The sequence below is a fragment of the Pseudomonas sp. TUM25319 genome (assembly GCF_056388475.1).
The window spans coordinates 5566184-5592275 of record NZ_CM150751.1; the positions used below are offsets into that span (position 1 = coordinate 5566184).

The following is a 26092-nucleotide window of genomic DNA, read 5'->3' on the forward strand; positions in this document are numbered from 1 at the left end:
TACGAGGTTCATGGACCTGTTTCCCGCGATCCGGGATCGGGTTCACCTGAAAATCTTAAAACCGTCACCAGCGGTTCACTGGCCGTTGCGCGGCTCGAAGTGGCTCCAGACCACAAGGCCGTGCCGGGTGCACCACCCGCCAGCGAAATGCGTATCAGGTTTTTAGGAGCGCTGTAATGCCTGAGATCTATCACTTCTTCCAACAGCTGGTTAATGGCCTGACCATTGGCAGCACCTATGCCTTGATAGCCATTGGCTACACAATGGTTTACGGCATCATTGGAATGATCAACTTCGCCCATGGCGAGGTGTACATGATTGGTTCCTACGTGGCCTTCATCGTCCTTGCCGGACTGGCCATGATGGGGATCCACTCACTGCCGCTGCTGATGACCGCCGCGTTCATCGCGACGATCGTTGTAACCAGTGCCTACGGCTACAGTATCGAACGGGTCGCGTACCGGCCGTTGCGTAACAGCAACCGCCTGATCCCGCTGATTTCCGCCATCGGCATGTCGATTTTCCTGCAGAACACCGTACTGCTGTCCCAGGACTCCAAAGACAAATCCATTCCCAACCTGATCCCCGGAAGCATCTCCTTCGGGCCGGGCGGCGCGGAGGAAGTCCTGATTTCCTACATGCAGATCCTCGTCTTCGTGGTCACCCTGATCGCCATGACCGGCCTGACCCTGTTCATCTCGCGCTCCCGTCTGGGCCGTGCCTGCCGGGCCTGTGCCGAAGACATCAAGATGGCCAACCTGCTGGGGATCAACACCAACAACATCATCGCCCTGACCTTCGTCATCGGTGCCGCACTGGCGGCCGTGGCGGCGGTGCTGCTGAGCATGCAGTACGGCGTGATCAACCCCAACGCCGGCTTCCTGGTGGGCCTCAAAGCCTTCACCGCGGCGGTACTGGGCGGCATCGGCAGCATTCCGGGCGCCATGCTCGGTGGCCTGGTGCTGGGTGTAGCCGAAGCCTTCGGCGCAGACATCTTCGGTGACCAGTACAAGGACGTCGTGGCGTTCGGCCTGCTGGTTCTGGTTCTGTTGTTCCGGCCGACCGGCATCCTGGGCCGTCCGGAGGTTGAGAAAGTATGAACAGACATCTCAAAGCGGCGTTCTTCAGCGCCCTGCTGGTCTGGGCCGTGGCCTTCCCGGTTCTCGGTCTGAAACTCAGCATCGTCGGTATCAATCTGGAAGTTCACGGCCAGGGACCTTTCACCCTTGGCGTGATCGCCCTGTGCTCGGTCCTGATGTTCCTGCGCGTGTTGTTCGACAAGCAATGGAGCGCGGTGATGAAGTCGCGCAACGGCGGCCCGCTGATTCCGCCGAAGGTCAGCAACTACCTGACCCTGCCGAAAACCCAGCGCTACATCATCCTCGGCCTGATTGCGGCCGCCCTGGTCTGGCCGTTCTTCGGCTCGCGCGGCGCGGTCGACATCGCCACCCTGATCCTGATCTACGTGTTGCTGGGCCTGGGCCTGAACATCGTGGTCGGTCTGGCGGGCCTGCTCGACCTGGGTTACGTCGGCTTCTACGCCGTCGGTGCCTACAGCTACGCGATGCTCTCTCACTACTTCGGCCTGAGCTTCTGGGTCTGCCTGCCGATCGCCGGCCTGATGGCGGCCACCTTCGGCTTCCTGCTGGGCTTCCCGGTACTGCGGCTGCGTGGTGACTACCTGGCCATCGTGACCCTCGGCTTCGGCGAGATCATCCGGCTGTTCCTGCGCAACCTGACCGACTGGACCGGCGGCCCGAACGGCATCAGCAACATCGAGAAGCCAACCTTCTTCGGCCTGACCTTCGAACGCAAGGCCGCCGAAGGCATGCAGACCTTCCACGAGTTCTTCGGACTGGAATACAACTCGATCAACAAGGTGATCTTCCTCTACCTGGTGGCCTTGCTGCTGGCCTTGCTGGCGCTGTTCGTCATCAACCGCCTGCTGCGCATGCCGATCGGCCGTGCCTGGGAAGCGCTGCGTGAAGACGAGATCGCCTGCCGTGCGCTGGGTCTGAACCCGACCGTGATCAAGCTCTCCGCCTTCACCCTCGGTGCCTGCTTCGCCGGTTTCGCCGGCAGCTTCTTCGCTGCGCGCCAGGGTCTGGTGACACCGGAATCCTTCACGTTCATCGAATCGGCGATCATCCTCGCCATCGTCGTGCTCGGCGGCATGGGCTCTCAACTGGGCGTGATCCTCGCGGCCATCGTGATGATCCTGCTGCCCGAGCTGATGCGCGACTTCAGCGAGTACCGCATGCTGATGTTCGGCGCCCTGATGGTGTTGATGATGATCTGGCGTCCGCAGGGCCTGCTGCCTATGCAACGTCCACACATGGAGCTGCGTCGATGAGCCGCGAAATTCTGAAAGTCAGCGGCCTGAGCATGCGCTTCGGCGGCTTGTTGGCGGTCAACGGCGTGGGCCTGACCGTCAAGGAAAAACAGGTGGTCGCCCTGATCGGCCCGAACGGCGCCGGCAAGACCACCGTGTTCAACTGCCTCACCGGTTTCTACAAGCCCAGCGGCGGCACCATCCTGCTCGATGGCCAGCCGATCCAGGGCCTGGCCGGTCACCAGATCGCCCGCAAGGGCGTGGTGCGGACCTTCCAGAACGTGCGCCTGTTCAAGGAAATGACCGCACTGGAAAACCTGCTGATCGCCCAGCACCGTCACCTGAACACCAACTTCTTCGCGGGTCTGTTCAAGACCCCGGCGTTCCGCCGCAGCGAGAAGGAAGCGATGGAGCGGGCCCAGTACTGGCTGGAGAAGGTCAACCTGACCGAATTCGCCAACCGTACCGCCGGCACCCTCGCCTACGGCCAGCAGCGCCGCCTGGAAATCGCCCGCTGCATGATGACCCAACCGCGGATCATCATGCTCGACGAGCCCGCGGCCGGCCTGAACCCCAAGGAAACCGAAGACCTCAAGGCACTGATCGCCTACCTGCGCGAATCGCACAACGTCACCGTGCTGCTGATCGAACACGACATGAAACTGGTCATGAGCATTTCCGACCACATCGTCGTGATCAACCAGGGCACGCCGCTGGCCGATGGCACGCCGGAACAGATCCGTGACAACCCTGAAGTGATCAAAGCCTACCTGGGGGAAGCGTAAATGCTGCAGTTCGAAAACGTTTCCACCTTCTACGGCAAGATCCAGGCGCTGCACGACGTCAACGTCGAGATCCGCCAGGGCGAGATCGTGACGCTGATCGGCGCCAACGGTGCCGGCAAGTCCACCCTGCTGATGACCCTCTGCGGCTCGCCGCAGGCTCACAGCGGCAGCATCCGCTACCTGGGTGAAGAACTGGTCGGCCAGAGCTCCTCGCAGATCATGCGCAAGAGCATCGCCGTGGTGCCGGAAGGCCGTCGGGTGTTCTCGCGCCTGACCGTCGAGGAAAACCTGGCCATGGGCGGGTTCTTCACCGACAAGGGCGACTACCAGGAGCAGATGGACAAGGTCCTGCAACTGTTCCCGCGTCTGAAGGAGCGCTTCAGCCAGCGAGGCGGCACCATGTCCGGCGGCGAACAGCAGATGCTCGCCATCGGCCGGGCACTGATGAGCAAGCCCAAGCTGTTGCTGCTGGACGAGCCGTCGCTGGGCCTGGCGCCGATCATCATCCAGCAGATCTTTGACATCATCGAGCAGTTGCGCCGTGACGGCGTGACCGTGTTCCTGGTGGAGCAGAACGCCAACCAGGCGCTGAAGATCGCCGACCGCGCCTACGTGCTGGAAAACGGCCGGGTGGTGATGCAGGGCACCGGTGAAGCGCTGCTGACCGATCCGAAGGTTCGCGACGCCTACCTCGGCGGTTGACCTTCAGGCCTCATCGCCGGCAACGCCGGCTCCCACAGGTTGGGTGGTGTACCCGATACCTGTGGGAGCTGGCGTTGCCGGCGATGGATCTCACAGATGCTGCAGCTTCTCCTGACATAACTTCACTTGTAATCCCTTCCCACCCTGCATACCGTTGAAAACTTTTCAGGCCGAGATCCCGGAGTTTTCCTCGATGCGTATCGCTCCTTCCCTGTTCGTCGCCGCCCTGCTGCCGCTGTTCGCCGGCTGCCAGTTGCTGGCCGACCAGCCGGAAACCGTCTCCACCGCCGGCATGACCCGCCTGCAAGGCGAGCTCAGCGCCGCCAACGGCCAGTTGCTGTTCAAGCCGTGCACCGAAAGCCGCCGCTTCGTCGTCAAGGACACCGGCAACACCGGCCTGCTGCAGGAAGCCGTCGCGCTGGCCGATACCCCCGGCCCGCTGTTCGCTGATCTTCGCGGCACCCTCGCCGGGAGCCAGGGCGCCGGCAACGACGGCCAGTTCAACGTCCACCAGCTCTACCGCGTCGATCACGCCCCCAACGCCTGCAGCGACCCCAACTTCAAGCGCCTGACCCTGCGCGCCTACGGCCATGAGCCGGACTGGAACCTCAACGTCAGCGGCAAGGGCATGGTCCTCGACCGTCCAGGGCAACCGCCGCTGGCCCTGCCGTATCTGGAAGAGCAACTGCCCGAAGGACGGGTCAACCTGAGCACCGAGGCCAACGGCCAGAAAATCGAGCTGTGGCTTGCCCCGCAACGCTGCGTCGACACGGCCACCGGCGGCATCAGCCATCTCAGTGCACAACTGCGCCTGGATGGCCAGACCCTCAACGGCTGTGGCTACTACGGCGGTGCACGCAACGACTGACCGCCGGTGCGCATTCAACCTGAGTGCTGGCGCGACTAAACCTTTATACTCGGCGGTTTGTGTAAAGCCGCCGGCCCCCCATGGCCGGGATACTGGACCCTGTCATGCTACGAATCACCGAACTGAAGCTGCCGCTGGATCACCCTGACGAAGCCCTGCGCGAAGCCATCGTGCAACGCCTGGGCATCAGTGACGACGCGCTGCAGGACTTCACTATCTTCAAGCGCAGCTACGACGCGCGGAAAAAGAACACTGAACTGCTGTTCATCTACGCCATCGACCTGAACGTCCGTGACGAAGCCGCCGTGCTGAGCAAGTTCGCCGACGACAAGAACGTCGGTATTGCCCCGGACGTGAGCTACAAGCCGGTAGGCGTGGCGCCCGAGGGCGGCCTGGCCGAGCGGCCGATCGTGGTCGGCTTTGGGCCCTGTGGCATTTTCGCCGGGCTGATCCTCGCCCAGGCCGGGCTGCGCCCGATCGTGCTGGAGCGCGGCAAGGAAGTGCGCCAGCGCACCAAGGACACCTGGGGCCTGTGGCGTAAAAGCGAGCTCAACCCCGAATCGAACGTGCAGTTCGGCGAAGGCGGTGCCGGGACGTTCTCCGACGGCAAGCTGTACAGCCAGATCAAGGACCCGAACCACTACGGCCGCAAGGTCCTGCACGAGTTCGTCAAGGCCGGTGCGCCGGAAGAGATCCTCTACGTCAACAAACCCCACATCGGTACGTTCCGCCTGACCGGCATGGTCGAGAACATCCGCGAGGAAATCCGTGCCCTGGGCGGCGAAGTACGCTTCGAGCACAAGGTCACCGACCTGCTGATTGAAGACGGCCAGCTCAACGGCGTGGTCCTGCACAACGGTGAAACGCTGCACTCGCGCCATGTGGTCCTGGCTCTGGGCCACAGCGCCCGCGATACCTTCCGCATGCTCCACAGCCGTGGCGTGTACATGGAGGCCAAACCGTTCTCCATCGGCTTCCGTATCGAGCACCCGCAATCGCTGATCGACAAGGCCCGCCTCGGCAAGTACGCCGGCCACCCGAAACTGGGCGCCGCCGACTACAAGCTGGTGCACCACGCCAAGAACGGCCGCTCGGTCTACAGCTTCTGCATGTGCCCAGGTGGCACCGTGGTCGCAGCCACCAGCGAGCCGGGCCGCGTGGTGACCAACGGCATGAGCCAGTATTCGCGCAACGAGCGCAATGCCAACTCCGGCATCGTCGTCGGCATCACCCCCGAGCAGGATTATCCGGGCGGCCCGCTGGCCGGTATCGAACTGCAGGAGCGCCTGGAAGCCCACGCCTATGTGCTGGGTGGCAGCAACTACCAGGCGCCAGCGCAATTGGTAGGCGATTTCGTTGCCGGTCGTCCGTCCACGGCGCTGGGCAGCGTCGAGCCGTCCTACAAGCCGGGCATCAACCTAGGCGACCTGGCGCCGAGCCTTCCGGACTTCGCCATCGAAGCCATCCGCGAGGCGTTGCCGGCCTTCGATCGTCAGATCAAAGGCTACAACCTGCCGGACGCCGTGCTGACCGGTATCGAGACCCGTACCTCGTCGCCACTGCGCATCACCCGTGACGAGACGCTGCAGAGCCTGAACCTCAAGGGCCTGTTCCCCGCGGGCGAAGGTGCGGGTTATGCGGGCGGCATTCTGTCGGCGGGCGTGGACGGTATCCGCATTGCCGAAGCGGTGGCGCGGAGCATGCTTGGGCTGACGGAGTAAAAACTCCGGTCCCCATCGCTGGCAATGTCAGCGATGGGGATGGGTATCTGAACACCTCGCTGCCCGGCACAAATCCAGGTGGGAGCGGCTTCAGCCGCGATTGGCCGCGCAGCGGCCATAAAACCTGAACGCCCCGGTCCTCCGGAAAATCGCGGACTCAGGTTCTACGACGGCTGCGCCGCCGATCGCGGCTCAAGCCGCTCACAGGTTGCCTGGATACCCAAACTCAGATCCCCTCGCGCAGTACCGCCTCAGGCAACGCCTCGCCGCGCTCCACGCAGCCGGCCACGACCTCGATCACAGCCTCCAGTTCATAGCCCTGCGCCTTGAGCCAATGCTGATCGTAGTACGTGGTTGCATAGCGCTCGCCACTGTCACAGAGAATCGCCACGATCGACCCCGCCTCGCCGTCCGCCTTCATCTGCTGCGCCGCTTGCAGCGCACCGATCAGGTTGGTGCCGCTGGAGCCTCCGACCCTTCGCCCCAGACGCCGCGCCAGGTAATGCATGGCCGCCAGCGACAGGGCATCCGGCACCTTGACCATGGCATCGATCACTGCCGGCAGGAACGAGGCCTCCACCCGCGGCCGGCCAATGCCCTCGATCCGTGACCCGCAATCGAGCCGCAGGCTGCGGTCGCCGCTGCGGTAGCAATCGAAAAACACCGAGCGTTCGGCATCGGCGCACAACACCCGCGTGGCATGACGGCGGTAGCGCACGTAGCGTCCAAGCGTCGCCGTGGTTCCGCCTGTTCCCGGGCTGGAAATCAGCCAGGCAGGCTCGGCGTGCCGCTCGAAGTGCATCTGGCTGAAGATCGACTCGGCGATATTGTTGTTCGCCCGCCAGTCAGTGGCACGCTCGGCGTAGGTGAACTGATCCATGAAGTGCCCACCGCTTTCCTGGGCCAGGCGCTCGGATTCGGCGTATATCTGCGTCGGATCCTTCACCAGATGCGGCTGCCCGCCGTAGAACTCGATCTGGGCGATCTTCTCCTTCGACGTGGTGGCGGGCATCACGGCAATGAAGGAAAGGCCGAGAAGCCGCGCAAAATAGGCCTCGGAAATCGCCGTCGAACCACTTGAGGCTTCGATCACCGGCGCGCCGGGGCGCAGCCAGCCGTTGCACAACGCATAGAGAAACAGCGAACGGGCCAGGCGATGCTTGAGGCTGCCAGTGGGGTGGCTCGACTCGTCCTTGAAATACAGGTCGATATCGGGAAAACCGGCCATCGGCAGCGGAATCAGGTGGGTATCGGCGCTGCGCTGGAAATCGGCCTCGATGATGCGAATGGCTTCACGGACCCAGGTACGGTGGTGGCTCATGACAGGTTCCCGAACGAACGAAAGCAAGAAAGCCTGCACGCTAGCACAGGGTTTCAGGCAACGTATTTCGCAAGAGCGACTAAGGTGCAATGAAACGCCCTGCGACGGGCACCGGATAAATCCATGAAACACGTTATAACAAAAAAGAATATAGTTTTTATTTTAATGAATAACGCAACCGGTTAGGGTGTCCGGCCTTTTTGCCATTGGATGGAGGAGCAACCTTGCCTCTACGTAGCACTTTCACCCGGTTCTTCCAACTGGAAGCCGCCAGTGGCCTGCTGTTGATCGCCGCTGCGGTCCTGGCCCTGATTATCAACAACTCCCCACTGTCCTGGCTTTACAGCGGCCTGCTGGAGGTTCCCGTCGCCGTGCAGATCGGTGCCCTGAACATCGCCAAGCCGCTGCTGCTATGGATCAACGATGGCCTGATGGCGCTGTTCTTCCTGCTCATCGGCCTGGAGGTCAAGCGCGAGGTGGTCGAGGGAGAGCTCTCCAAGCCCTCCCAGGTGGTGCTGCCCGCCGCTGCCGCCATCGGTGGCATGCTGGTGCCGGCGCTGATCTACTGGTTCCTCAACCGTGACAATCCTGCCGCTATCGCCGGCTGGGCCATTCCCACCGCGACCGACATCGCCTTCGCCCTGGGCGTACTGGCCCTGCTCGGCAAGCGGGTGCCCGTCTCGCTGAAGCTGTTCCTGATGACCCTGGCGATCATCGATGACCTCGGCGCGATCATCATCATTGCGTTGTTCTACTCCGGCACCCTGTCCACCCTGTCACTGATGCTGGCGGCCGCCTGCCTGGCGACGCTGATCGGCATGAACCGGGCGGGTGTGGTGAAGCTCGGGCCGTACATGGTGGTGGGCCTGATTCTCTGGGTCTGCGTGCTGAAAAGCGGCGTCCACGCCACACTGGCGGGCGTGACCCTGGCGCTGTGCATTCCGCTGCGCACGCGCAACGCGGAAACCTCGCCGCTGCTCAGCCTCGAACACGCACTGCACCCCTGGGTCGCCTACGGCATCCTGCCCCTGTTCGCATTCGCCAATGCCGGCGTATCGCTGAGCGGCATCACCCTGGAAAGCTTCACCCATGCAGTGCCGATGGGCATCACCCTGGGCCTGCTGGCAGGCAAGGCCATCGGCGTGTTCGGCCTGACCTGGATCTCGGTGAAGCTGGGCCTGGCCGCCCTGCCCGTCGGGGCCAACTGGGGCCAGGTGCTCGGTGTGGCGATTCTCTGCGGTATTGGCTTCACCATGAGCCTGTTCGTCGGCTCCCTGGCTTTCGTGCCCGGCGCCAGCGAATACGCCGGGATGGACCGCATGGGCATTCTCACCGGCTCGCTGTTGGCAGCACTGATCGGCTATGCCATCACGGCGCTGTCCAGCAAAAAGCCGCACGTCGCCTGACCCGGCGGTCGTTCCAGCGACAAGAAAAAACCCCGACCGGCGCAAGCCGTGTCGGGGTTTTTCGTTCTGGTTGCCGTCGTTCAGTGGGAAACGCGGCTGGTGCCGTTGACGGTCATGATGCGCACGCGCTCGCCAACCCGGAAAATCTCGTTTTCCTGAACCTGCTGCACATAGGCGCGCATGCTGCCGTCATCCTCGCGGACGGTGATTTCCACGCCCTGGGTACGGGTCAGGCCTTCTTCGGCGGCGGAGCCCGCCAGACCACCAGCAACGGCACCGATCACCGCAGCAACGATACTGCCGCGACCGCCACCGATGGCGCTACCGGCGACACCACCCACCACTGCACCGGCACCACCGCCGATCGGGGTCTTGGTGCCTTCGATTTTCACCGGACGCAGAGACTCGATGGTGCCCATGCGAACGGTCTGCACGCGGCGCGCCTCGTCACGGGAGTAGGAATCACCGGACAGGTTGGAGGCACAACCACCCAGCAGCAGCGACATCGTGGTGAACGACGCAACCAGCAGAACAGATTTACGCATAGGATTCATCTCCTTAAGACAGGTGCTCATTAGACTCCGCGCATTGACGACTGTCACGACACACGCCGGATAAAATTGCTTCCATTCAGCTTCGGTACAGGCAAAGGGCCTGGAACTGTCAGAAGGCTCTAACAAGGATAGACATGGATTACTTCATCATCGCCGTGACCACCGTGGCCGGCCTGTATTTCCACGGCTGGCTGTATGTGCGGATCAGGCGCTGGACCGACCGGGACCTGGCCCTGTCGTTCGCCGGCAAGGATGAACGCAAGCGGGAGTTCATGCTCCAGCGGCTGGAAACCGCGCGGACACAGAAGGTAAAGCGCAAGGAACTGGCGGCCTGGCTGGAACGCGAGGCCGCCCGGTACAACGCCGGTTAAGGCGCCAGTCGCTCGCGCAGCCAGGCGCCCTGTTCCAGGCGATAGTTGAGACGGTCATGCAGGCGGCTCGCGCGCCCCTGCCAGAACTCGATGCGCTCCGGCAGCAGGCGGTAACCGCCCCAATGCTCGGGGCAATGTGGCTGGCTGTCGCTGAAGCGCTGTTCGGTGGCCTTGAGCAGCCCCTCCAGTTCAGCGCGATCGGCGATCACCCGACTCTGCGGTGACGCCCAGGCCCCCAGGCGGCTGCCCAATGGGCGAACCTGGTAGTAGGCGTCGGACTCCTGCGACGAAACCTTCACCACTTTCCCCTCGATCCGCACCTGACGCTCCAGGGTCGGCCAGAAGAAGGTCATGGCCGCGAAGGGATTGGCCTTCAGGTGCTGACCCTTGGCACTCTCGTAGTTGGTGAAGAAGGTAAAGCCGTGCTCGTCCAGGCCCTTGAGCAGCAGAATGCGGCAATGCGGTCGGCCTTGCTCGTCCACGGTAGCCAGGGTCATGGCGTTGGCCTCCACCGGTGCCTGCTCGGTTTTCACCGCTTCGGCGAACCACTGGTGGAACAGGGCGAACGGCTCGGCCGGAGCCTGGGCTTCGGCCAGTCCGTCACGGGTGTAGTCACGGCGCATATCAGCCAGTGTTTGAGTCATCTACAGCGTTCCTTGGAGGATCAGTTGGTCTTCGCAGGGCTGTTGGCCGCGACCTTCTTGGCCGCGGGCTCGGCTTTTTTCGCAGCCGGTTTGGCTGCAGCCGCTTTTTTCGGGGCCGCGGCGGTTTTCGCCGGGGCGGCTTTCTTGGCAGTGCTGGCCTTGGCCGGGGCTTTCGCCGCCGGCTTGGCGGCAGCCTTGGCCGGAGCAGCGGCCTTGGCAGCGGGCTTAGCGTCCTGGACGGCTACCAGTTCGGCCGGGCTTGGCGTTGGCTGCTGGTATTTGGCGAGCAGCGCGACCATGGTGGCCTGCGGGGTCAGGATCATTTCCACACGGCGGTTCAGCGAACGGCCCTGCTGGCTGTCGTTGGCCGCACGCGGGGCGACCGAGCCCATGCCGCGCAGGTTCAGGCGATCACGTTGCAGGCCGCTGAGACGGAAAATGGCGGCCACCGACTGGGCGCGCTCCTGGCTCAGTTTCTGGTTGGCGGCGGCAGCACCGCTGCTGTCGGCGTGGCCGAGCACCAGTACGGCGGTCTTGGTGTCGGTTTCGACGATCTTGGCAACACGGGTGATCGGGCCGAGGGTGACCGGCAGCAGCATCGCCGGACGGTCCGGGTTATAGCCGCTGTCCACTGGCAGGGTCACCACCAGCACGTCTTCCCGGCGCTCCAGTTCCAGCTTGCTGTCCTTGACCGCCTCGCGCAGGCGTGGCTCGTAGGCGTCAAGCCAGGCCTGGGTGGCCTTGGTGTCGATCTTCGGCACGGCGGCGGCCTTCTCGGCCACCTTGTCATCGCTGCCGCCGAACGGCCACCACCAACTGCCGCCTTCGGACTTGGCCTCCGCCTTGGCTTCGGACTTGGCGACTTTCTCGTTCACCGCGTCCTTCACTTCCTTGTCGGCGACCTTGTCCGAGCCAAAGGGCCACCAGCCGTGACCGGCATCGGCGCTGTCCTTCTGGGGGTTCTGTGCGCAGCCGGTGATGGCCAGGCACAGGGCGAGAGCTAAGGTTTTGTGTGAAGACATCAGCGATACACCATGAAAATGAAAGAAAAAACGCTTGGAGAGCAGAATAGCCAACGGGCTCCGTGAGTACAGAGCCAACCGATCAAAGGCAGTCCTTGAGGATCCGCACCAGCTTCTGCGCACGCGGGTCCATGAGGATGTAAGGGCCCAGGGTATTGGTGACGAAGCCAAAGGCGACGTCGTACTCCGGGTCGGCGAAGCCTACCGAGCCGCCCGCTCCCGGGTGACCAAAGGCGCGGGCACCGAGGCCGAAGGTGGCGTTGGCGACCGTCGGCTGGTCGAGCATGCAGCCGAGGCCAAAACGGGTCTGGGTCAGCAGGGTCTTGTCGTCGCCCAGGCTGTGTTCGCGGGTCAGTTCGTCGAGCAGTTCCGATTCCAGCAGGCTGCCGTCCAGCAGACCGGCGTAGAACCCCGCGAGGCTGCGGGCATTGCCGTGGCCGTTGGCCGCGGGTTGCTGCATGCGTCGCCATTCCGGCTTGTTGGTGCTGGTCAGGATCGCCGGCGGATTGGTGAAAGCCCGGGTCGACAGTGCCTGCGGCTCACGCATGGTGACCTGCAGCAGCCGCTGCGCCGCTTCGTCGCCGAGGTTGCCCTTGCCCCGGGCGATATGGGCGACACGGTGGAATTCCTCGTCGGCCAGGCCAATGTGGAAGTCCAGCCCCAGCGGTTTGGCGGTCCGCGCCACGATCGACTCGCCCGGACCACGACCATCGGCACGGCGGATCAGCTCGCCGACCAGCCAGCCATAGGTGATCGCCGCATAGCCGTGGGCGGTGCCCGGCGTCCACCAGGGCGCCTCGGCGGCCAGGGTATCGACCATGGTCTGCCAGTCGTAGAGCGCCTCGGCGGGAAGCAGTTCGCGAATGGCCGGCAAGCCGGCCTGGTGGCACAGAAGCTGGCGCAGGGTCACCGACGCCTTGCCGGCCTGGGCGAACTCCGGCCAGTAGCGGGCGACCGGAACATCCAGTTGCAGCTTGCCCTCATCCACCAGTTGCAGGGCGGTGACGGCGGCAAAGGTCTTGGTACAGGAGAACAGATTGGCGATGGTATCGCTGTGCCAGGCCTCCTGGCCGTCCTTGTCGGCGCTACCGGCCCACAGGTCGAGGACCGTCTCGCCACCCACCTGGAGGCACAATGCCGCACCGCGCTCCTGGGGATCGTCGAAGAGGGCCGCGAAGGCCTCGCGTACCGCTTCGAACTTCAGTTCGAAATGACCCTGGATCTGCACCCGACGACTCCTGAACGACCTGTCTGAAAAGTGGCGTGCATTGTTTCAGCCCGCGATGGATTTGGGAACAGACAGGGGTCAGACGGTTCCGCTATTCATGGAGGTCTCAGGGCTTGGCCGCGGCGCTCCCGGTCTCACGGTGTGGCGCACTGCCGACGATTTCCTTTTCCACCTGCAGGTTGGCTTTGCGTGCCTGCTCGATGAAGCCCTGGTACGGCACATCGGTGATGCCCACCAGGCCGAAGTGGCCGTTCTCGCCATCGAGGGTGCGGCCGCTGGCCGGCTCGTCACCGAACTGGAACCAGTGCACGCCAACGATGCTCGGCTCGCTGAGTGCCGCCTTGAGGAACGCGGCGTAGGCCGGGCCACGATCCTCCTCGCGGGCAACTTCCATCGGGCCGGGCCAGAACGGTCCGCGATCGCGGGAACCGAAGTGGAACTCGGACACCAGCACCGGCTTGTCCAGCGCCTGTAACTGGGTGAAGTCGTAGCCGTCCTGAGGTTTTGGCGTGTAGAAGTTGAAGCTCAGCACGTCGCAGTACTGGGCACACGCCGCCACCGCTTCGGGCGTGGTGACCGCGAAACGGCCACCCAGCAGCAGGTGGTTGGGCGCATGCCACTTCAAGGCGTCGGAGATGGTCTTGAAATAGGCATCGGCGAAGGCGCGCTGGAAATGCTTGAAGTCTTCCTCGATCTCCGGATGCTCGGGGTTCGGCAGCGGCGGCTCGAAGCCTGGGTCTTCCATCAGTTCCCAGGCACTGAGCTGGATACCCCAGGCCTTGGACAAGCCTTCCTGATTGCGGTACTTGTCACGCAATTGCTTGAGGAAGGCGCGCTTGGCCGGCACATCGGTGGTCAGACGCAAGGTGCCGTAGGCCAGACCGTAGCGGGCCTTGGGATCGTCACCCGGCGCGGCCCAGGCCAGCTCGTTGTCGGCGAAATAACCAATCAGGAAGGGATCGTCGCGATGGTCGCGAGCGGCGATGGCCACGGCGCGTTCGGTAGCCATGGCGAAACGCGGGTCGAACGGGTCGGGCATGGCGCCCCACCAGTCCATGCCGGTGCTGATGCTGGCGTAGTCGCCGACGATCGCCAGCGGCAAGGTGTAGGGCACGCGCTGGGCCTGCTCCAGCCCCGGATCGCTCCAGTTGCCGAGGGTGTTGAAGCCCCAGGCCTGGACACGGTCCAGGGTATGGGTGTGCCAGCGAGCGGCATCGAAAGCCGGCGCCGGGCAGGGTGTCGCCTCTACACCGGCGGCGGGTGCCGGGCAGGGTTTGCCGTAGGTGCGTTCGAGGTTGGCGGCGTAGAAGTCGAACCAGCGCCCCTGGTTGAACGCACGGCCCTTGGACGAGCCGTTGCCGTCATTGTTGTTGCCCTCGCCGTAGAACGCCGCGAGCGGCGAGCCGGTCGTCGGCAGCCCGTCGAACATCGTTTCGCGGCCCGTCACATAGGTGCGACCCGGCTCGTCGTTCACGGCGTTGATCCCCAGCGAATAGAAGGGATGCCCCTCGGGCGTGACCAGGTACCAGCGCCCATCGCGCTTGACCGTGCGGAAGAAGCCCTTGGCGTCGAAGGTCTGCCCGCCGGTCCAGCCGCCAAAACGGTCCAGCGGCTGTTTCTGGCGCTCCGCCAGCCAGGCCTTGAGCTGTTGCTGCTCTTTGGCCGCGGCGCTCTTCAGTTGCTCGTCGCTGCTGACCTTCTCCGGCCAGCGGCCGCGACTGTACTGGCCATAGGGGTCGATCAGGCGGGTGTAAACGGCCTGTTGCAGACGATCGTCATCCTGGGTGCCGAGGCGTTCGATCAACAGACTCTGTGCAACGTTGGGCTGATTCATCGACAAGGTCACCGAGGTCACCTGGCTCAGGTCCACTTCGCCGCTGCTGCTGGCCAGCAGCAGACGCTGGCCCTCGAAGCTCCACGGCATCGGCGGGCCGGCGCGCATGCCCTGGCTCAGCGGCGAACTGGCCTGCAGCGGGACCAGCACGGTCTGCGCCGGACCGGACGGCAGGTCGATCCGGCTGGTGAGGGTCTTGCCGTCGGCGCTCTGCACCGTGACGTTGACAGTCAGCGCCCAGTCCATGCCGCTCTGCAGGCGCAGGGTCATGACCTTCTGCGCCGACCAGTCCCACACGCCGGTCTGCGGGCTCATGCGCAGCGCCGGACGCTGCACCGGATTGAACACCACCCGTCGCAGCACCTCGCCTTCCGCGGTCTGCTCCGCGTTGTACTGCGGCAGGCTGGTTTCTTCGTTCACCACATTGACCACCGAGGTCGGGCGCACGAAGTTGAACAGCGTCTGCTGTGCAGCCAGCAGCGGCTGGCTGAACATCACGGCGAGGATGGCAGGCAGGGTACGGCGCAACATGGGGTCGGGGTTCTCCTTGAGGGCCTCCTGGAGGCCTTGGTTCCGGTGATAGACAGCAACAAGTGCGAAAGATTGTGGGAACTCATCGCCAGCAAGGCCGGTTCCCACGGGGATTCTCGGCGCTCCTTAGGAAATTTCCCGCCGGAACGGCGGCAGCGCATTGAGAATAGCCTTCCCGTAACGCTGGGTGACCACGCGCCGGTCAAGCAGGGTAATGATGCCCCGGTCCTCTTCGGTACGCAGCAGGCGACCGCAGGCCTGGATCAGCTTGAGCGAGGCATCCGGCACGGCGATCTCCATGAACGGGTTGCCACCACGGGCCTCGATCCACTCGGCCAGGGCCGCTTCCACCGGGTCGTCCGGCACGGCGAACGGGATCTTGGCAATGACCACGTGTTCGCAATAGGCACCCGGCAGGTCGACACCCTCGGCGAAGCTGGCAAGGCCGAACAGCACGCTGGAATCCCCGCCATCGACCCGCGCCTTGTGCTTGTTCAGGGTCTCCTGCTTGGACAGGTTGCCCTGGATGAACACTTGCTTGCGCCAGTCGCGGTCCAGGCCGTCGAAGACGTCCTGCATCTGCTTGCGCGAAGAGAACAGCACCAGCGAGCCACGGGAACCTTCCACCAGCTCCGGCAGGTCACGGATGATCGCCGCGGTGTGGGCGGCGGCATCGCGAGGATCGGCTCGCAGGTCCGGAACCCGTAGCACGCCGGCGTCGGTATGGTGGAAGGGGCTGGGCACCACGGCGGTGACTGCGGCTTTCGGCAGCCCGGAACGCATGCGGAAACGGTCGAAAGTGCCCAGGGCGGTGAGGGTCGCCGAGGTCACCAGGGCACCGTGGGCGACGTTCCACAGGTTGCGACGCAGCATTTCGGCCGCGAGGATCGGGCTGGCGTTGACTTCGATATCGAACAGCGCCCCGCTCTCGGCCAGGGTCAGCCAGCGCGCCATCGGCGGGCTGTCTTCCGGGTCTTCAGCGGTGAATGCGGTCCACAGCTCCCAGTTGCCCTGGGCGCGGGTCAGCAGCGTGCCGAACAGCGGATACCACTCCTCGGCCTGGTGGCTGGCGATGCCGATGTTGACCTCGCCGTCCATGCCTTCCTTGAGCAGGTCGGCCAGGCGGGTGAACAGGTCGTTGAGGCGGGCAAAGCCCTTCTTCAGCTCGATGCCGATCTCGCGGATATGTTCCGGCACCACGCCGCCCACGAAGCGGTAGCGCGGCCGCTCGCGGCCCTCGGCATCTTCGCCGGGACGGAAATCGGCCACCTGCTCGCAGGCTGCGAACATGAATTGCTGGTGGTTCTTGATCTCGCGGGCCAGCTCCGGCACCTGCTCGATGTACTTGCCCAGGTCGCCCGGCAGCGGATGCTGCGCCAGCAATTTGGTGAGGTTCTTGGCGGTCTGCTCCAGCCAGTCGGCGGTGGAACGCAGGCGGCTGTAGTGGGCGAAGTGGCCGATGGCCTTGTCCGGCAGGTGGTGGCCTTCGTCGAACACGTAGATGGTGTCGCGCGGGTCGGGCAGGACTGCACCACCGCCCAGGGCGAGGTCGGCGAGGACCATGTCGTGGTTGGTGACGATGACGTCGACCTTGCCCATGCCTTCGCGGGCCTTGTAGAAGGTGCACTGGCCGAAGTTGGGGCAGTGACGACCGGTGCACTGGCTGTGGTCGGTGGTGACCCGCGACCAGTCCTGGTCTTCCAGGGCCGTGGGCCAGCTGTCGCGGTCGCCGTCCCAACGGTTGCCGGCCAGCTTCTCGATCATGCTGTTGAACAGCTTCTGGCTGGCCTCGTCGACCTCGATCCTGAAGCCTTCTTCCTCGAACAATTGGGCGGTAGCACTCTGGGCGTGGCCCTCCTGCAGCAGCAGGTCGAGCTTGGACAGGCACAGGTAGCGGCCGCGCCCCTTGGCCAGGGCGAAGCTGAAATTCAGGCCGCTGTTGCGCATCAGGTCGGGCAGGTCCTTGAAGACGATCTGCTCCTGCAGGGCAACCGTGGCAGTGGCGATCACCAGGCGCTTGCCGGCCGCCTTGGCCGCCGGGATGGATGCCAGGCTGTACGCCACGGTCTTGCCGGTACCGGTGCCGGCTTCGACGGCCACCACCGCAGGGTCACCACTGCGCCGGCCTTCATCATCGCAGTCGATATCGCCCAGCACCTTGGCGACTTCGGCGATCATCAGGCGCTGGCCATAGCGCGGCTTGAGGCTCTTGGCTTCGAGAAAACGCGAATAGGCGCCCTGAATCTGGGACTTGAGTTCGTTGCTGATCATGGTCTCGGGGCGCCCGAAAAGGGCTGGATATATTTTCAGTGTTTCGGATGAGCCGGCTATCATACCCGGCTATTGCCCTTTGCGCTGAATGGAGTGCCCGATGACCGCTTTCGCCCTTCCCTATAGCCTGCATGTCCTGGCCGCCATGGTCTGGGTCGGCGGCATGTTCTTCGCCTGGATGGTCCTGCGCCCGGCGGCCGCCACGGTGCTGGAAGGCCCGGCGCGTCTGCAATTGTGGCTGGAAGTGTTTCCGCGGTTTTTCAGCTGGGTGTGGATCGCCATTCTGGTACTGGCGGTAAGTGGTGTCGGAATGTTGCATATGCACTACAACGGCTTCGACAGCATGCCACGTCATGTGCAGGTGATGGCTGGCGGCGGCATCGCCATGTTTGCGCTGTTCATGCGTATCCAGAGCCTGCTGCTGCCGGAGATGCGCAAGGCCGTGGAAGCCGGCGACTGGGCTGCCGGCGCGGCGGTGCTGGGACGGATCCGCAGGATGGTGGGGATCAACCTGCTGCTGGGGATCGCCGTGGTGGTGGTGGCGGCTTCGCGGTTGTCGTTCTGAATTCGTGCAAGGCTTCTGCGATCCCGTGGGAGCGGCTTCAGCCGCGATCGGCGGCGCAGCCGTCGTAGAACCTGAATCCGCCACTCTTCTGGAAGACCGGGAAGGCTGGTTTTATGGCCGCTGTGCGGCCAATCGCGGCTGAAGCCGCTCCCACCTGGACTCATGCATCATCACAAGCGCTGGACGCTCAACTCACCCGGCGCGCCTGCCATCCCCGGCTGCCCTTCTGCTCCCGGCCGACCATTGGCGCCGGCCGCCGTGCGATACACCAGGCAACCCTTGCTCGACCCACCCTGCCCCGGCTTGCCGGCGGCACCCGCTGCCCCTGGCGCTCCGCCATCGAGGCGCACCTTGATCTGCTCCGCCGGGTAATCCGCCGGCAACGCCAGGCGAACCCGCCCGCCAGCGGCACCATCATGACCATTGCCACCATTGTCGCCGTTGGCGCCACGACTGGCCTGACCGAAGGTACAGCCACCGGCCTTGCCGTTGGCACCGTCCAGCCCGACATAACCCGGCGCACCGGCACCGCCGCGGGCATCGATGGACAACAACGGCCCTTGCAGGTGGTTCAACCGCAGGTCGAGGTTGCGCCCTGGCTGCGCCGGTTTTTCATAAGTACCCGCCGAACCATAGGCAGCAATATGGCTGCCTTCGGCCAGTTGCGCCTCGCCGGCCTCAATGCGCAAGGTGTCCTGGGCCGGAACGATGGCGATGCGCGCATCTCGGCCAAGCACCAGTTGATCGACCTTCAGTTCCACCAGGCTGGACGGCAGCAACAGGGTCGCCGAGTCCGCCACATCGAGGCGCTGCAGGTGAACGACATTGGCCTTGTTCGCCAGGCGCAGCACCGAATGGGGTGCAACGGTCAGGGCGTCGGCCATTACCAGCGGGCTGAACAACGCGGACAACAGCATCAGCTTACGCATGCTTGGCTTCCTTGCGAGGTGCGGGAATGGACAGGATATGGAAGATACCCACCAGCAGGATCTGCAGGCGGTCGAACCAGCGGTGACTGCGCTCGCGCAATCGACCGTTGAAAAACAGGACTTCAAGGCAGTGAAGCCCGAGCAGCGAGGCCGCGGCCAGGTTGATCAATTGGTGGAAGGGCTTTTCCGCCGGAATCAGCAGATTCACCAGTGCCACCCACCAGAACACCACTGTCAGGGCCTTGCACAGGCCCAGGAAGCCTTTCATGGTCTCGCCTCTCGATTGTCGTGGTCAGCCGTGGCGGCCTGTCCGGAGACAGACTGCCACCATAGCGATTGACACGGCGCCGATCAATTGAGGTGCAGCTCCACCCGACGATTCTGCGCCCGGCCGGCATCGGTTTCATTGTCGGCCACCGGCTCGCTCTCTCCGCGACCCTGGCTGGTGACTTTCTGCGGCGTCACGCCCTGATTGATCAAATATTCGGCCGCCGCGCTGGCACGACGCTCGGACAGCGCCTGATTGTAGGCATCGGTGCCCTTGCTGTCGGTGTGCCCGACCACGCGCACGCGGGTCACCGACGGATCGCTGAGTTTCGGCACCAGCGCCTGCAGTTGCTGCTGGGCTGCCGGGGTCAGCTCGGACGAATCGAAGGCGAACAGCACATTGCCCTGGTCGCTGAGGGTGATGACTTCCTGTACCGGCTCAGGCTCGGCAGGTTTCTGCGAAGGCGGATACTGCGGCAACGGGCAGCCGTTGTGGCCGACCGGGGTATTGGCCGGCGTGTCGGGGCAGCGGTCGCGGCGATCGAACACGCCGTCGCCGTCTTCGTCACCGTCCTGGGCAAAGCAGATCAGGCCGCCGGCGATCGCACCGGCAGCGGCACCGCCACCTGCCCAGGCCGAGCTTTCGATGGCGCCGAGCCCGCCGCCCACCAGCCCGCCCAGCAGGCTGCACAGTGGCCAGGTCCGTTGATTGAGGGGTGCGCTTCCATCGCTGTGGGTCGCGCAACCGGAAAGCAGGCCGGCCGCCAACAACACGGGAAGCGCGGCCTTGATAAGTGCGGTCATGGGGAAAGCTCCTGTGTTACTGGCTATTTCCAGTCACACAGGAGTAAAGACCGGCCCGTGGCACTTCTCAAGCCACAGGCCGCGTGGCTTCAACGCTCGATGCGTATTTCGGTTCGACGGTTCTGGGCGCGGCCGTCTGCGGTCTTGTTGTCGGCAACCGGCTGGCTTTCGCCCGCGCCCTGGACCGACACGAAGCTGGCCCGTGGCACACCGCTTTCGATCAGGTACTCGACCACCGAATGGGCGCGACGGTCAGACAGTTTCTGGTTGTAGGTATCCGAACCGACACTGTCGGTATGACCGGTGACGCTAAGGCGGGCATCGGCTTTTTCCTGCTTCAGTCGCGAAGCGATGGTGTTCAGCCGCTGCTTGTCGTTGGCCGTCAGCCTGGCCGAGTCGAATTCGAAGTGAACGTCACGAATCACGATGGTTTCTTCTTTCACCACCACCACTTCCTCGACCACGGGTGCCGGCACCGGCTCAGGCGGGCAGCCATTGGCATCGACCTGGACCCCGCGCGGAGTGCCCGGGCACTTGTCGCGGCTGTCCGGCACGCCATCGCCGTCTTCGTCGCCATCGCCGTGAACATGGCAATAGGCAGCGGCCATGGTGCCGCCTATCAGCGCGCCCCAGCCGGCCCAACTGCTGCTCTCGATCGTGCCCAGCGCGGCGCCACCCACACCTCCGACGGCTGCACACTTCGGCCAGTCGGTTTTTTGCAAACCTGCACAACCAGTCAATACGCTGGTTAGCAGAACCAGAGGTAAAGCTGTGCGAACTATGCTCATTTCGTTGCATCTCCCAGAGGATTCGGTGCAGAACCGCTGCTCTGGCAGTAAAGACCGGCCGAACCATCTCCGCCAGCAATAAGCCATGATGCAGGCCCGATCCCCTTTGCCTCGACGTCCCGGCCCGCTAGTCTTGACGGATTGGACGAGGATCTTCGATGACTGACCGCTTTTCTTCACGCACGCCGCAACAAGCCCTGGCGGCGCTGCTGGAACACCATGCCCCGCAACGCCTGTTGCTGGTGGGCGCACGCTTTCCGGCCCTGGATGCCTTTGCCGCGGCGCACCCGCAGGCCAGCATCGACGTCGCCGAGCCAGGCCTGCTGCCCCCGGAGCTGGCCGGCAAACGCTACGACCTGGCACTGCTGGTCGATTGCCTGGAACACCTGCCCAAGCGCACGGGCCAGGAACTGGTAGGCGGCATCCGCAATCTCAACGCCAACCGGGTCGCCGTGCTGGCCGATCTGGCTGCCAGCGGCTGGGAAGACACCGACTTCTACTCGCTGGCGCTGCAGTCCAACGAGCGTTTCCAGCGCGACGACCAGGTGCTCGGCCTGTTCAGCTACGACCTGCGCGACTACAAACAGGTACCGGACTGGCTCAACGCCAAGTTCTGGGCCAACCCGCAAAACTTCGGCAAGTACTGGTGGTGACGCGATGAGTGTTTCGGTTTGTCCTTGCGGCAGCGGCAACCTGCTGGACGCCTGCTGCGGCCACTACCACGCCGGCCATCCCGCGCCGGACGCCCAGGCGCTGATGCGTTCGCGCTACAGCGCCTACGTGCTCGGCCTGGTGGACTATCTGGTGACAACCACGCTGCCGGTGCAGCAGGGGAGCCTCGACCGCCAGGCCATCGCCGCCTGGAGCGCACAGAGCACCTGGCTCGGACTGGAGGTGGAATCGGCCGAAGTGTTCGGCGGCCAGCCGGAGCATGCGTTCGTCACCTTCACCGCGCGCTGGCACGACCTCGAGGGCGAGCATGCTCACCGCGAGCGCTCGGCCTTCGTGCAGAACCAGGGTCGATGGTATTTCATCGACCCCACCGTCGGCCTCAAGGCCGGTCGCAACGACGCCTGCCCCTGCGCCAGCGGGCAGAAGTACAAGAAATGCTGTTCGAGCTATGTAGGCACTTGACCGCCATGAACCGGCTGACCCGCCTGTCAGTGCTCGCCCTGATGCTGAGCCTGGGCGGCTGCGCCAGCTGGTTCGACAGCGATGTCCGCGACCCCGAGCTGCACCTGCTCAGAGTCGAAACGGTGAAGGCGCGGTTGATGCAACAACGCTTCATCCTGCATTTTCGTCTCGACAACCCCAACGACAGTGCTTTGCAGATGCGCGGCCTGAGCTACTCCGTGCGCCTTGATGAGTTGCTGCTGGCTCAGGGCGACCACGAACAATGGCTGCGGGTCGATCCCCACGACCGGCGCACCTTCGAGGTGGAGGTGCGCACCAACCTCTGGCAGCACGCCAGACCGCTGGCCAGGCTGCTGCGCCAGCACACACCGCTGCACTACCGGCTCGAAGGCACGCTGCGCACCGGATTATTCTTCACCCGCGACCTGCACTTGTCGCGCAGTGGTGAGATAATTCCCGGCGATTTTGTCCCGGAGTAACCCCAGATGACCCAGCAACCCCACGTTCATGGCCCTGACTGCAACCACGATCACGACCATCACCACCACGATCATGACCACGGTCACGTACACGGCCCGCATTGCAACCACGCGCCCCAGGAGCCGGTGCGCAACGCATTGAAAGACGTCGGCCGCAACGATCCCTGCCCATGCGGCAGCGATAAGAAATTCAAGAAGTGCCACGGCGCCTGAGTGTGTCGCCCTGTAACAGCGGTCGCGCTTTGTGTTATCCATAACGCCGACCGCCGCGACAGAGCGCGGCAGACCAACGGCAGCGCCTCCCGCGCTGCCGTTCCCTGATGGAGCCCCTCATGATCGACCTGTACTACTGGACCACCCCCAACGGCCACAAGGTCAGCCTGTTTCTTGAGGAGACCGGCCTTCCGTACCGGATCCACCCGATCAACATCGGCAAAGGCGAGCAGTTCGCCCCCGACTTCCTGAAAATCGCCCCCAACAACCGCATTCCGGCCATCGTCGACCACGACACCGCCGACGGCCAGCCGCTGTCGCTGTTCGAGTCCGGGGCCATCCTGCTCTACCTCGCCGAAAAGACCGGCCGCTTCATTCCCAAGGACCTGCGCGGCCGCCAGGAAGCCCTGCAATGGCTGTTCTGGCAGATGGGCGGCCTCGGCCCGATGGCCGGCCAGAACCATCACTTCAACCGCTTCGCCCCGGAAAAGATCCCCTACGCCATCAAGCGCTATGTCGACGAGACCGCGCGCCTGTACGGCGTACTGAACAAACGCCTGGAAGACCGACCGTTCGTCGCCGGCGAGGAATACAGCATCGCCGACATGGCGATCTATCCGTGGATCGTCCCGCACAAGTGGCAAGAGCAGAATCTCGACGATTTCCCCGCCCTTAAAGGCTGGTTCGAGCGTATTCAGGCCCGTCCGGCCACTCAGCGCGCCTACGCCCTGGTCGAGAAGATCAACCCGCCGCAGAAATAACCTGCCACGGCCGGCGCGGTGCTTTGCAAATAAAGCCCGCGCCCCCGCTTGCACGGGGCCGGCGCGCTCACTAACGTAGCGCCTTTCCGACGCCACCCCCTTGCAGGAGCCTTGCCATGGCCTCGCCAGCCTTTCCTCTTTCCCGTCTTCGCTTCGGTGTTGCCGCCGCCGCGCTCGGCCTGCTCAGCCTGGGGGGCTGCCAGATGGGCAATGTCCGCGACAGCGTACCGCCGACCGTCGGCGTGGAACCGCTCAAGGGCCTGGCGCAGAACGTTTCGGTCCGGCGCAATGCCCAGGGCATGCCGCTGATCGAAAGCAGCTCCTTCCACGATGCCCTGTTCAGCCTCGGCTATGTCCATGCTTCCGACCGCATCGGCCAGATGCTCGGCATGCGCCTGCTGGCCCAGGGGCGTCTGGCTGAGATGGCCGGCCCGGAGGCGCTGGACATCGACCGTTTCATGCGCGCCACCAACCTGCGCCAGAGCGCAGGCCAGCTCTACGCCGACGCCTCGCCACGGCTCAAGCGCTTCTTCGAGGTGTACGCCCGCGGCGTCAACGCCTACCTGTTCCGCTACCGCGAAAAGCTGCCGTCGCCGCTGGCCGGCTACCGCCCCGAATACTGGAAGGCCGAGGACTCGGCGCTGATCTTCGCCCTGTACAGCTTCAGCCAGTCGGTGAACCTGCAGGAAGAACTGGCGGCCCTGACGCTTGCGCAGAAGGTCGGCGCCGACAAGCTCGCCTGGCTGCTGCCCAACTACCCGGACGAGCCGCTGCCGGAAGCCGAAGCCGACAAGCTCAAGGGCCTCAACCTCGCCAGCCAGCTCACCGGCCTGCCATCGGTGGCGGCGGCGAGTGCGCAACTGGCGGCATTCGACGTGCTGGGCAACGCCAACTCGGCCAACTGGGCCATTGCCCCGCAACGCAGCCGCAGCGGCAAGAGCCTGCTCGCTGCCGACAGCCAGGGCGGCTGGGTGCTGAGCCCGGTGCAGATCCGCACCACCAAGTACCAGGCCGCCGGTTTCAGCCTGCCGGGCCTGCCGTTCGTGCTTGCCGGCTTCAACGGCAAGCTGGCCTGGAGCGGCAGCGCGGCCATGGGCGACAACCAGGACCTGTACCTGGAAAAGATCCGGCGCCAGGGCAACCAGGTGCAATACGAAGTGGACGGCCGCTGGCAGCCGGCGCGGTCTCGTATCGAGACCTACTTCGTCAAAGGCCAGCGCCCACAGCGTGAAGCCCTCTACGAGACCGGCCACGGCGCCCTGCTCACCGGCGACAAGGGCAGCCTCGGCCTGGCCTTGCGCATGCCCGACCTGAAGGGCGACAAGAGCCTCGACGCCTTCTTCGACCTGTCCCGCGCGCAGAACGTCGAGCGCGCCTTCGATGCCAGCCGCGAAATCGGCGCGGCGGCGTTGAACATGGTCTTTGCCGATGCCAGCAACATCGGCTGGCAGGTCACCGGCCGCTACCCGAACCGCCGCGAAGGCCAGGGCCTGCTGCCCTCTCCGGGCTGGAACAGCCGCTACGACTGGGACGGCTACGCCGACGCGATGCTCCACCCCTACGACCAGGACCCGCTGCAAGGCTGGCTGGGCAATGCCAACCAGCGCAGCGCGCCGAAAGGCTATGGCATGCAGTTGTCCAACAGCTGGTCGTACCCCGAGCGCGCCGAGCGCCTGGCGCAACTGGCCGGCAACGGCAAGCACGACAATCGCAGCCTGATCGCCATGCAGAACGACCAGACCACCGTGTTCGCCGCCAAACTCAAGGCCATGTTCGAAGCCCCGGGCATGGCCCAGCCGCTGAAAAAGGCCATCGACGCCCTGCCTGCCGACCAGAAGGCCCGCGCCCGCGAAGCCTACACCCGGCTGATGGCCTTCGATGGCCGCCTCAGCCAGACCTCTGCCGATGCGGCGGTCTATGAGCTGTTCCTGCAGCAAAGCACGCGATTGACCTTCCTCGACGAACTGGGCCCGGAGTCTTCGCCAGCCTGGCAGGCGTTCGTGGCCAACGCGCGGCTGTCCTATTCGGCACAGGCCGACCACCTGCTGGGCCGCGACGACAGCCCGTTCTGGGATGACCGCAACACACCGGTGGTGGAAGACAAACCGACCATCCTCGCCCGCAGCCTGGCGGCGGCCATCAGCGCTGGCGAACAGCAACTGGGCGCCGACCGCAAGGCCTGGCAGTGGGGCCGGCTGCATCAGTATCAATGGCCGGTGGCCAGCCTTCATGGACTGGGTGACCGCGTCAATCGCCGGCCACAGGCCACGGGCGGCGACCACAGCACCCTCAACCCGTCGGCCTACGCCTGGGGCCAGGACTTCAAGGCGACGCTGGCACCTGCGGTACGCATGGTGGTGGACTTCGGCCAGATCGAACCGCTGCAACTGCTCACCAGCAGCGGCCAGTCGGGTAACCCGGCCAGCCCGCAGTTCGCCAACGGCCTCGACGCCTGGTTCCGCGGCCAGTACCAGAGCGTGCCCTTGCAGACGCAGAACTTCGAGCGGGCCTACGGCAGCAAGCGTCTGACGCTGGTGCCCGGGAAGTAAGCCATCGTTGGCG

General features: G+C 64.5%; 26 protein-coding genes. 15 read left to right on the top strand and 11 right to left on the bottom strand.

Annotated features, from left to right (window positions below; all coding sequences use genetic code 11):
• The first annotated feature begins 176 nt into the window (after positions 1-176).
• From livH to AC05QJ_RS25165, 6 genes are all read left to right on the top strand, one after another.
• Positions 177-1100 (top strand): high-affinity branched-chain amino acid ABC transporter permease LivH, encoded by a 924-nt coding sequence (gene livH / locus AC05QJ_RS25140; RefSeq protein ID WP_075804495.1) that lies wholly within the window; start codon positions 177-179, stop codon positions 1098-1100.
• Positions 1097-2353: a high-affinity branched-chain amino acid ABC transporter permease LivM gene (locus AC05QJ_RS25145; protein WP_476743941.1), complete on the top strand. Its 1257-nt coding sequence runs from the start codon at positions 1097-1099 to the stop codon at positions 2351-2353. The genes livH and AC05QJ_RS25145 overlap by 4 nt, the downstream gene beginning before the upstream one ends.
• Entirely contained in the window at positions 2350-3117 is a 768-nt protein-coding gene (gene livG / locus AC05QJ_RS25150; protein ID WP_476743942.1) for a high-affinity branched-chain amino acid ABC transporter ATP-binding protein LivG, read from the top strand. The genes AC05QJ_RS25145 and livG overlap by 4 nt, the downstream gene beginning before the upstream one ends.
• Positions 3118-3819: an ABC transporter ATP-binding protein gene (locus AC05QJ_RS25155; protein WP_476743943.1), complete on the top strand. Its 702-nt coding sequence runs from the start codon at positions 3118-3120 to the stop codon at positions 3817-3819.
• 193 nt (positions 3820-4012) lie between these two features.
• Positions 4013-4687, top strand: coding sequence for a COG3650 family protein (locus AC05QJ_RS25160; protein WP_476743944.1), 675 nt, complete (start codon positions 4013-4015; stop codon positions 4685-4687).
• A 104-nt stretch (positions 4688-4791) separates the two neighbouring features.
• Complete coding sequence (locus AC05QJ_RS25165; protein ID WP_476743945.1) at positions 4792-6408, top strand: NAD(P)/FAD-dependent oxidoreductase; 1617 nt, start codon at positions 4792-4794, stop codon at positions 6406-6408.
• Positions 6409-6634: 226 nt separating this feature from the next.
• On the opposite strand, the gene AC05QJ_RS25170 is transcribed toward AC05QJ_RS25165, so the two are convergent.
• A complete protein-coding gene (locus AC05QJ_RS25170; RefSeq protein WP_476743946.1) occupies positions 6635-7729 on the bottom strand; it encodes a PLP-dependent cysteine synthase family protein in 1095 nt (364 codons plus the stop codon).
• Between the two features lie 224 nt (positions 7730-7953).
• Here AC05QJ_RS25170 and nhaA point away from each other — a divergent pair, with 224 nt between their 5' ends.
• Positions 7954-9135, top strand: coding sequence for a Na+/H+ antiporter NhaA (nhaA, locus tag AC05QJ_RS25175; protein WP_476743947.1), 1182 nt, complete (start codon positions 7954-7956; stop codon positions 9133-9135).
• An 80-nt stretch (positions 9136-9215) separates the two neighbouring features.
• Here nhaA and AC05QJ_RS25180 read toward each other — a convergent pair whose 3' ends face one another.
• Positions 9216-9680, bottom strand: a complete 465-nt coding sequence (locus tag AC05QJ_RS25180) for an outer membrane lipoprotein (protein ID WP_009398593.1) — start codon at positions 9678-9680, stop codon at positions 9216-9218.
• Between the two features lie 143 nt (positions 9681-9823).
• On the opposite strand from AC05QJ_RS25180, the gene AC05QJ_RS25185 reads away from it, so the two are divergent.
• The gene (locus AC05QJ_RS25185) at positions 9824-10060 is read left to right on the top strand and encodes a hypothetical protein (RefSeq protein ID WP_476743948.1); all 237 of its coding nucleotides are present in this window, start codon (positions 9824-9826) and stop codon (positions 10058-10060) included.
• On the opposite strand, the gene pdxH is transcribed toward AC05QJ_RS25185, so the two are convergent.
• The 5 genes from pdxH to dinG form a co-directional block, all read right to left on the bottom strand.
• Positions 10057-10704 carry a pyridoxamine 5'-phosphate oxidase gene (pdxH, locus tag AC05QJ_RS25190; protein ID WP_476743949.1) on the bottom strand — a complete coding sequence of 216 codons (648 nt, stop codon included), beginning with the start codon at positions 10702-10704 and terminating at the stop codon, positions 10057-10059. The two genes, AC05QJ_RS25185 and pdxH, sit on opposite strands and share 4 nt — an antisense overlap.
• A gap of 20 nt (positions 10705-10724) precedes the next feature.
• Positions 10725-11726 (bottom strand): OmpA family protein, encoded by a 1002-nt coding sequence (locus AC05QJ_RS25195; RefSeq protein ID WP_476743950.1) that lies wholly within the window; start codon positions 11724-11726, stop codon positions 10725-10727.
• An 82-nt stretch (positions 11727-11808) separates the two neighbouring features.
• A complete protein-coding gene (locus AC05QJ_RS25200; protein ID WP_476743951.1) occupies positions 11809-12954 on the bottom strand; it encodes a serine hydrolase domain-containing protein in 1146 nt (381 codons plus the stop codon).
• 106 nt (positions 12955-13060) lie between these two features.
• Positions 13061-15319, bottom strand: coding sequence for a beta-galactosidase (locus tag AC05QJ_RS25205; protein WP_476743952.1), 2259 nt, complete (start codon positions 15317-15319; stop codon positions 13061-13063).
• Between the two features lie 126 nt (positions 15320-15445).
• Complete coding sequence (gene dinG, locus AC05QJ_RS25210; protein ID WP_476743953.1) at positions 15446-17590, bottom strand: ATP-dependent DNA helicase DinG; 2145 nt, start codon at positions 17588-17590, stop codon at positions 15446-15448.
• Between the two features lie 100 nt (positions 17591-17690).
• Between dinG and AC05QJ_RS25215 the strand changes: the two genes are divergently transcribed.
• Positions 17691-18155: a CopD family protein gene (locus tag AC05QJ_RS25215; protein WP_476743954.1), complete on the top strand. Its 465-nt coding sequence runs from the start codon at positions 17691-17693 to the stop codon at positions 18153-18155.
• A gap of 170 nt (positions 18156-18325) precedes the next feature.
• Here the strand turns inward: AC05QJ_RS25215 and AC05QJ_RS25220 are convergent, their stop codons facing one another.
• The 4 genes from AC05QJ_RS25220 to AC05QJ_RS25235 all read right to left on the bottom strand — a co-directional run bounded on the left by AC05QJ_RS25220 (position 18326) and on the right by AC05QJ_RS25235 (position 20943).
• The gene (locus AC05QJ_RS25220) at positions 18326-19084 is read right to left on the bottom strand and encodes a collagen-like protein (RefSeq protein ID WP_476743955.1); all 759 of its coding nucleotides are present in this window, start codon (positions 19082-19084) and stop codon (positions 18326-18328) included.
• Positions 19077-19352, bottom strand: a complete 276-nt coding sequence (locus AC05QJ_RS25225) for a DUF1145 domain-containing protein (RefSeq protein WP_476743956.1) — start codon at positions 19350-19352, stop codon at positions 19077-19079. Before AC05QJ_RS25225 ends, AC05QJ_RS25220 begins: the two co-directional genes overlap by 8 nt.
• Before the next feature lie 83 nt (positions 19353-19435).
• Positions 19436-20155, bottom strand: coding sequence for a PA1041 family peptidoglycan-binding anchor lipoprotein (locus tag AC05QJ_RS25230; protein WP_476743957.1), 720 nt, complete (start codon positions 20153-20155; stop codon positions 19436-19438).
• Positions 20156-20244: 89 nt separating this feature from the next.
• On the bottom strand, positions 20245-20943 hold the full coding sequence (locus tag AC05QJ_RS25235; protein WP_476743958.1) for a PA1041 family peptidoglycan-binding anchor lipoprotein: 699 nt from the start codon (positions 20941-20943) through the stop codon (positions 20245-20247).
• A 158-nt stretch (positions 20944-21101) separates the two neighbouring features.
• On the opposite strand from AC05QJ_RS25235, the gene AC05QJ_RS25240 reads away from it, so the two are divergent.
• The 6 genes from AC05QJ_RS25240 (at position 21102) to AC05QJ_RS25265 (ending at position 26079) form a co-directional block, all read left to right on the top strand.
• The gene (locus AC05QJ_RS25240; RefSeq protein WP_476743959.1) at positions 21102-21596 is read left to right on the top strand and encodes a DUF6231 family protein; all 495 of its coding nucleotides are present in this window, start codon (positions 21102-21104) and stop codon (positions 21594-21596) included.
• A 4-nt stretch (positions 21597-21600) separates the two neighbouring features.
• Positions 21601-22077 (top strand): YchJ family protein, encoded by a 477-nt coding sequence (locus AC05QJ_RS25245; RefSeq protein ID WP_476743960.1) that lies wholly within the window; start codon positions 21601-21603, stop codon positions 22075-22077.
• A gap of 5 nt (positions 22078-22082) precedes the next feature.
• Positions 22083-22556, top strand: coding sequence for an LEA/WHy family protein (locus AC05QJ_RS25250; protein WP_476743961.1), 474 nt, complete (start codon positions 22083-22085; stop codon positions 22554-22556).
• Positions 22557-22562: 6 nt separating this feature from the next.
• Positions 22563-22769, top strand: a complete 207-nt coding sequence (locus tag AC05QJ_RS25255; protein ID WP_476743962.1) for an SEC-C metal-binding domain-containing protein — start codon at positions 22563-22565, stop codon at positions 22767-22769.
• Positions 22770-22888: 119 nt separating this feature from the next.
• On the top strand, positions 22889-23530 hold the full coding sequence (locus AC05QJ_RS25260; RefSeq protein WP_476743963.1) for a glutathione binding-like protein: 642 nt from the start codon (positions 22889-22891) through the stop codon (positions 23528-23530).
• A gap of 116 nt (positions 23531-23646) precedes the next feature.
• On the top strand, positions 23647-26079 hold the full coding sequence (locus AC05QJ_RS25265; protein WP_476743964.1) for a penicillin acylase family protein: 2433 nt from the start codon (positions 23647-23649) through the stop codon (positions 26077-26079).
• The last annotated feature ends 13 nt before the right edge of the window (positions 26080-26092 follow it).

Bases quoted from the DNA above. Each gene is read 5' to 3' on its own strand.
- AC05QJ_RS25265 (WP_476743964.1), top strand. From the start codon at position 23,647: ATGGCCTCGCCAGCCTTTCCTCTTTCCCGTCTTCGCTTCGGTGTTGCC.
- AC05QJ_RS25160 (WP_476743944.1), top strand. From the start codon at position 4,013: ATGCGTATCGCTCCTTCCCTGTTCGTCGCCGCCCTGCTGCCGCTGTTC.
- AC05QJ_RS25220 (WP_476743955.1), bottom strand. From the start codon at position 19,084: ATGCGTAAGCTGATGCTGTTGTCCGCGTTGTTCAGCCCGCTGGTAATG.
- AC05QJ_RS25240 (WP_476743959.1), top strand. From the start codon at position 21,102: ATGACTGACCGCTTTTCTTCACGCACGCCGCAACAAGCCCTGGCGGCG.
- AC05QJ_RS25165 (WP_476743945.1), top strand. From the start codon at position 4,792: ATGCTACGAATCACCGAACTGAAGCTGCCGCTGGATCACCCTGACGAA.
- AC05QJ_RS25170 (WP_476743946.1), bottom strand. From the start codon at position 7,729: ATGAGCCACCACCGTACCTGGGTCCGTGAAGCCATTCGCATCATCGAG.
- AC05QJ_RS25195 (WP_476743950.1), bottom strand. From the start codon at position 11,726: ATGTCTTCACACAAAACCTTAGCTCTCGCCCTGTGCCTGGCCATCACC.
- livG (WP_476743942.1), top strand. From the start codon at position 2,350: ATGAGCCGCGAAATTCTGAAAGTCAGCGGCCTGAGCATGCGCTTCGGC.
- AC05QJ_RS25260 (WP_476743963.1), top strand. From the start codon at position 22,889: ATGATCGACCTGTACTACTGGACCACCCCCAACGGCCACAAGGTCAGC.
- AC05QJ_RS25215 (WP_476743954.1), top strand. From the start codon at position 17,691: ATGACCGCTTTCGCCCTTCCCTATAGCCTGCATGTCCTGGCCGCCATG.
- AC05QJ_RS25145 (WP_476743941.1), top strand. From the start codon at position 1,097: ATGAACAGACATCTCAAAGCGGCGTTCTTCAGCGCCCTGCTGGTCTGG.
- AC05QJ_RS25235 (WP_476743958.1), bottom strand. From the start codon at position 20,943: ATGAGCATAGTTCGCACAGCTTTACCTCTGGTTCTGCTAACCAGCGTA.
- livH (WP_075804495.1), top strand. From the start codon at position 177: ATGCCTGAGATCTATCACTTCTTCCAACAGCTGGTTAATGGCCTGACC.
- pdxH (WP_476743949.1), bottom strand. From the start codon at position 10,704: ATGACTCAAACACTGGCTGATATGCGCCGTGACTACACCCGTGACGGA.
- AC05QJ_RS25255 (WP_476743962.1), top strand. From the start codon at position 22,563: ATGACCCAGCAACCCCACGTTCATGGCCCTGACTGCAACCACGATCAC.
- AC05QJ_RS25205 (WP_476743952.1), bottom strand. From the start codon at position 15,319: ATGTTGCGCCGTACCCTGCCTGCCATCCTCGCCGTGATGTTCAGCCAG.
- AC05QJ_RS25245 (WP_476743960.1), top strand. From the start codon at position 21,601: ATGAGTGTTTCGGTTTGTCCTTGCGGCAGCGGCAACCTGCTGGACGCC.
- dinG (WP_476743953.1), bottom strand. From the start codon at position 17,590: ATGATCAGCAACGAACTCAAGTCCCAGATTCAGGGCGCCTATTCGCGT.
- AC05QJ_RS25250 (WP_476743961.1), top strand. From the start codon at position 22,083: ATGAACCGGCTGACCCGCCTGTCAGTGCTCGCCCTGATGCTGAGCCTG.
- AC05QJ_RS25185 (WP_476743948.1), top strand. From the start codon at position 9,824: ATGGATTACTTCATCATCGCCGTGACCACCGTGGCCGGCCTGTATTTC.
- AC05QJ_RS25230 (WP_476743957.1), bottom strand. From the start codon at position 20,155: ATGACCGCACTTATCAAGGCCGCGCTTCCCGTGTTGTTGGCGGCCGGC.
- AC05QJ_RS25155 (WP_476743943.1), top strand. From the start codon at position 3,118: ATGCTGCAGTTCGAAAACGTTTCCACCTTCTACGGCAAGATCCAGGCG.
- AC05QJ_RS25180 (WP_009398593.1), bottom strand. From the start codon at position 9,680: ATGCGTAAATCTGTTCTGCTGGTTGCGTCGTTCACCACGATGTCGCTG.
- AC05QJ_RS25225 (WP_476743956.1), bottom strand. From the start codon at position 19,352: ATGAAAGGCTTCCTGGGCCTGTGCAAGGCCCTGACAGTGGTGTTCTGG.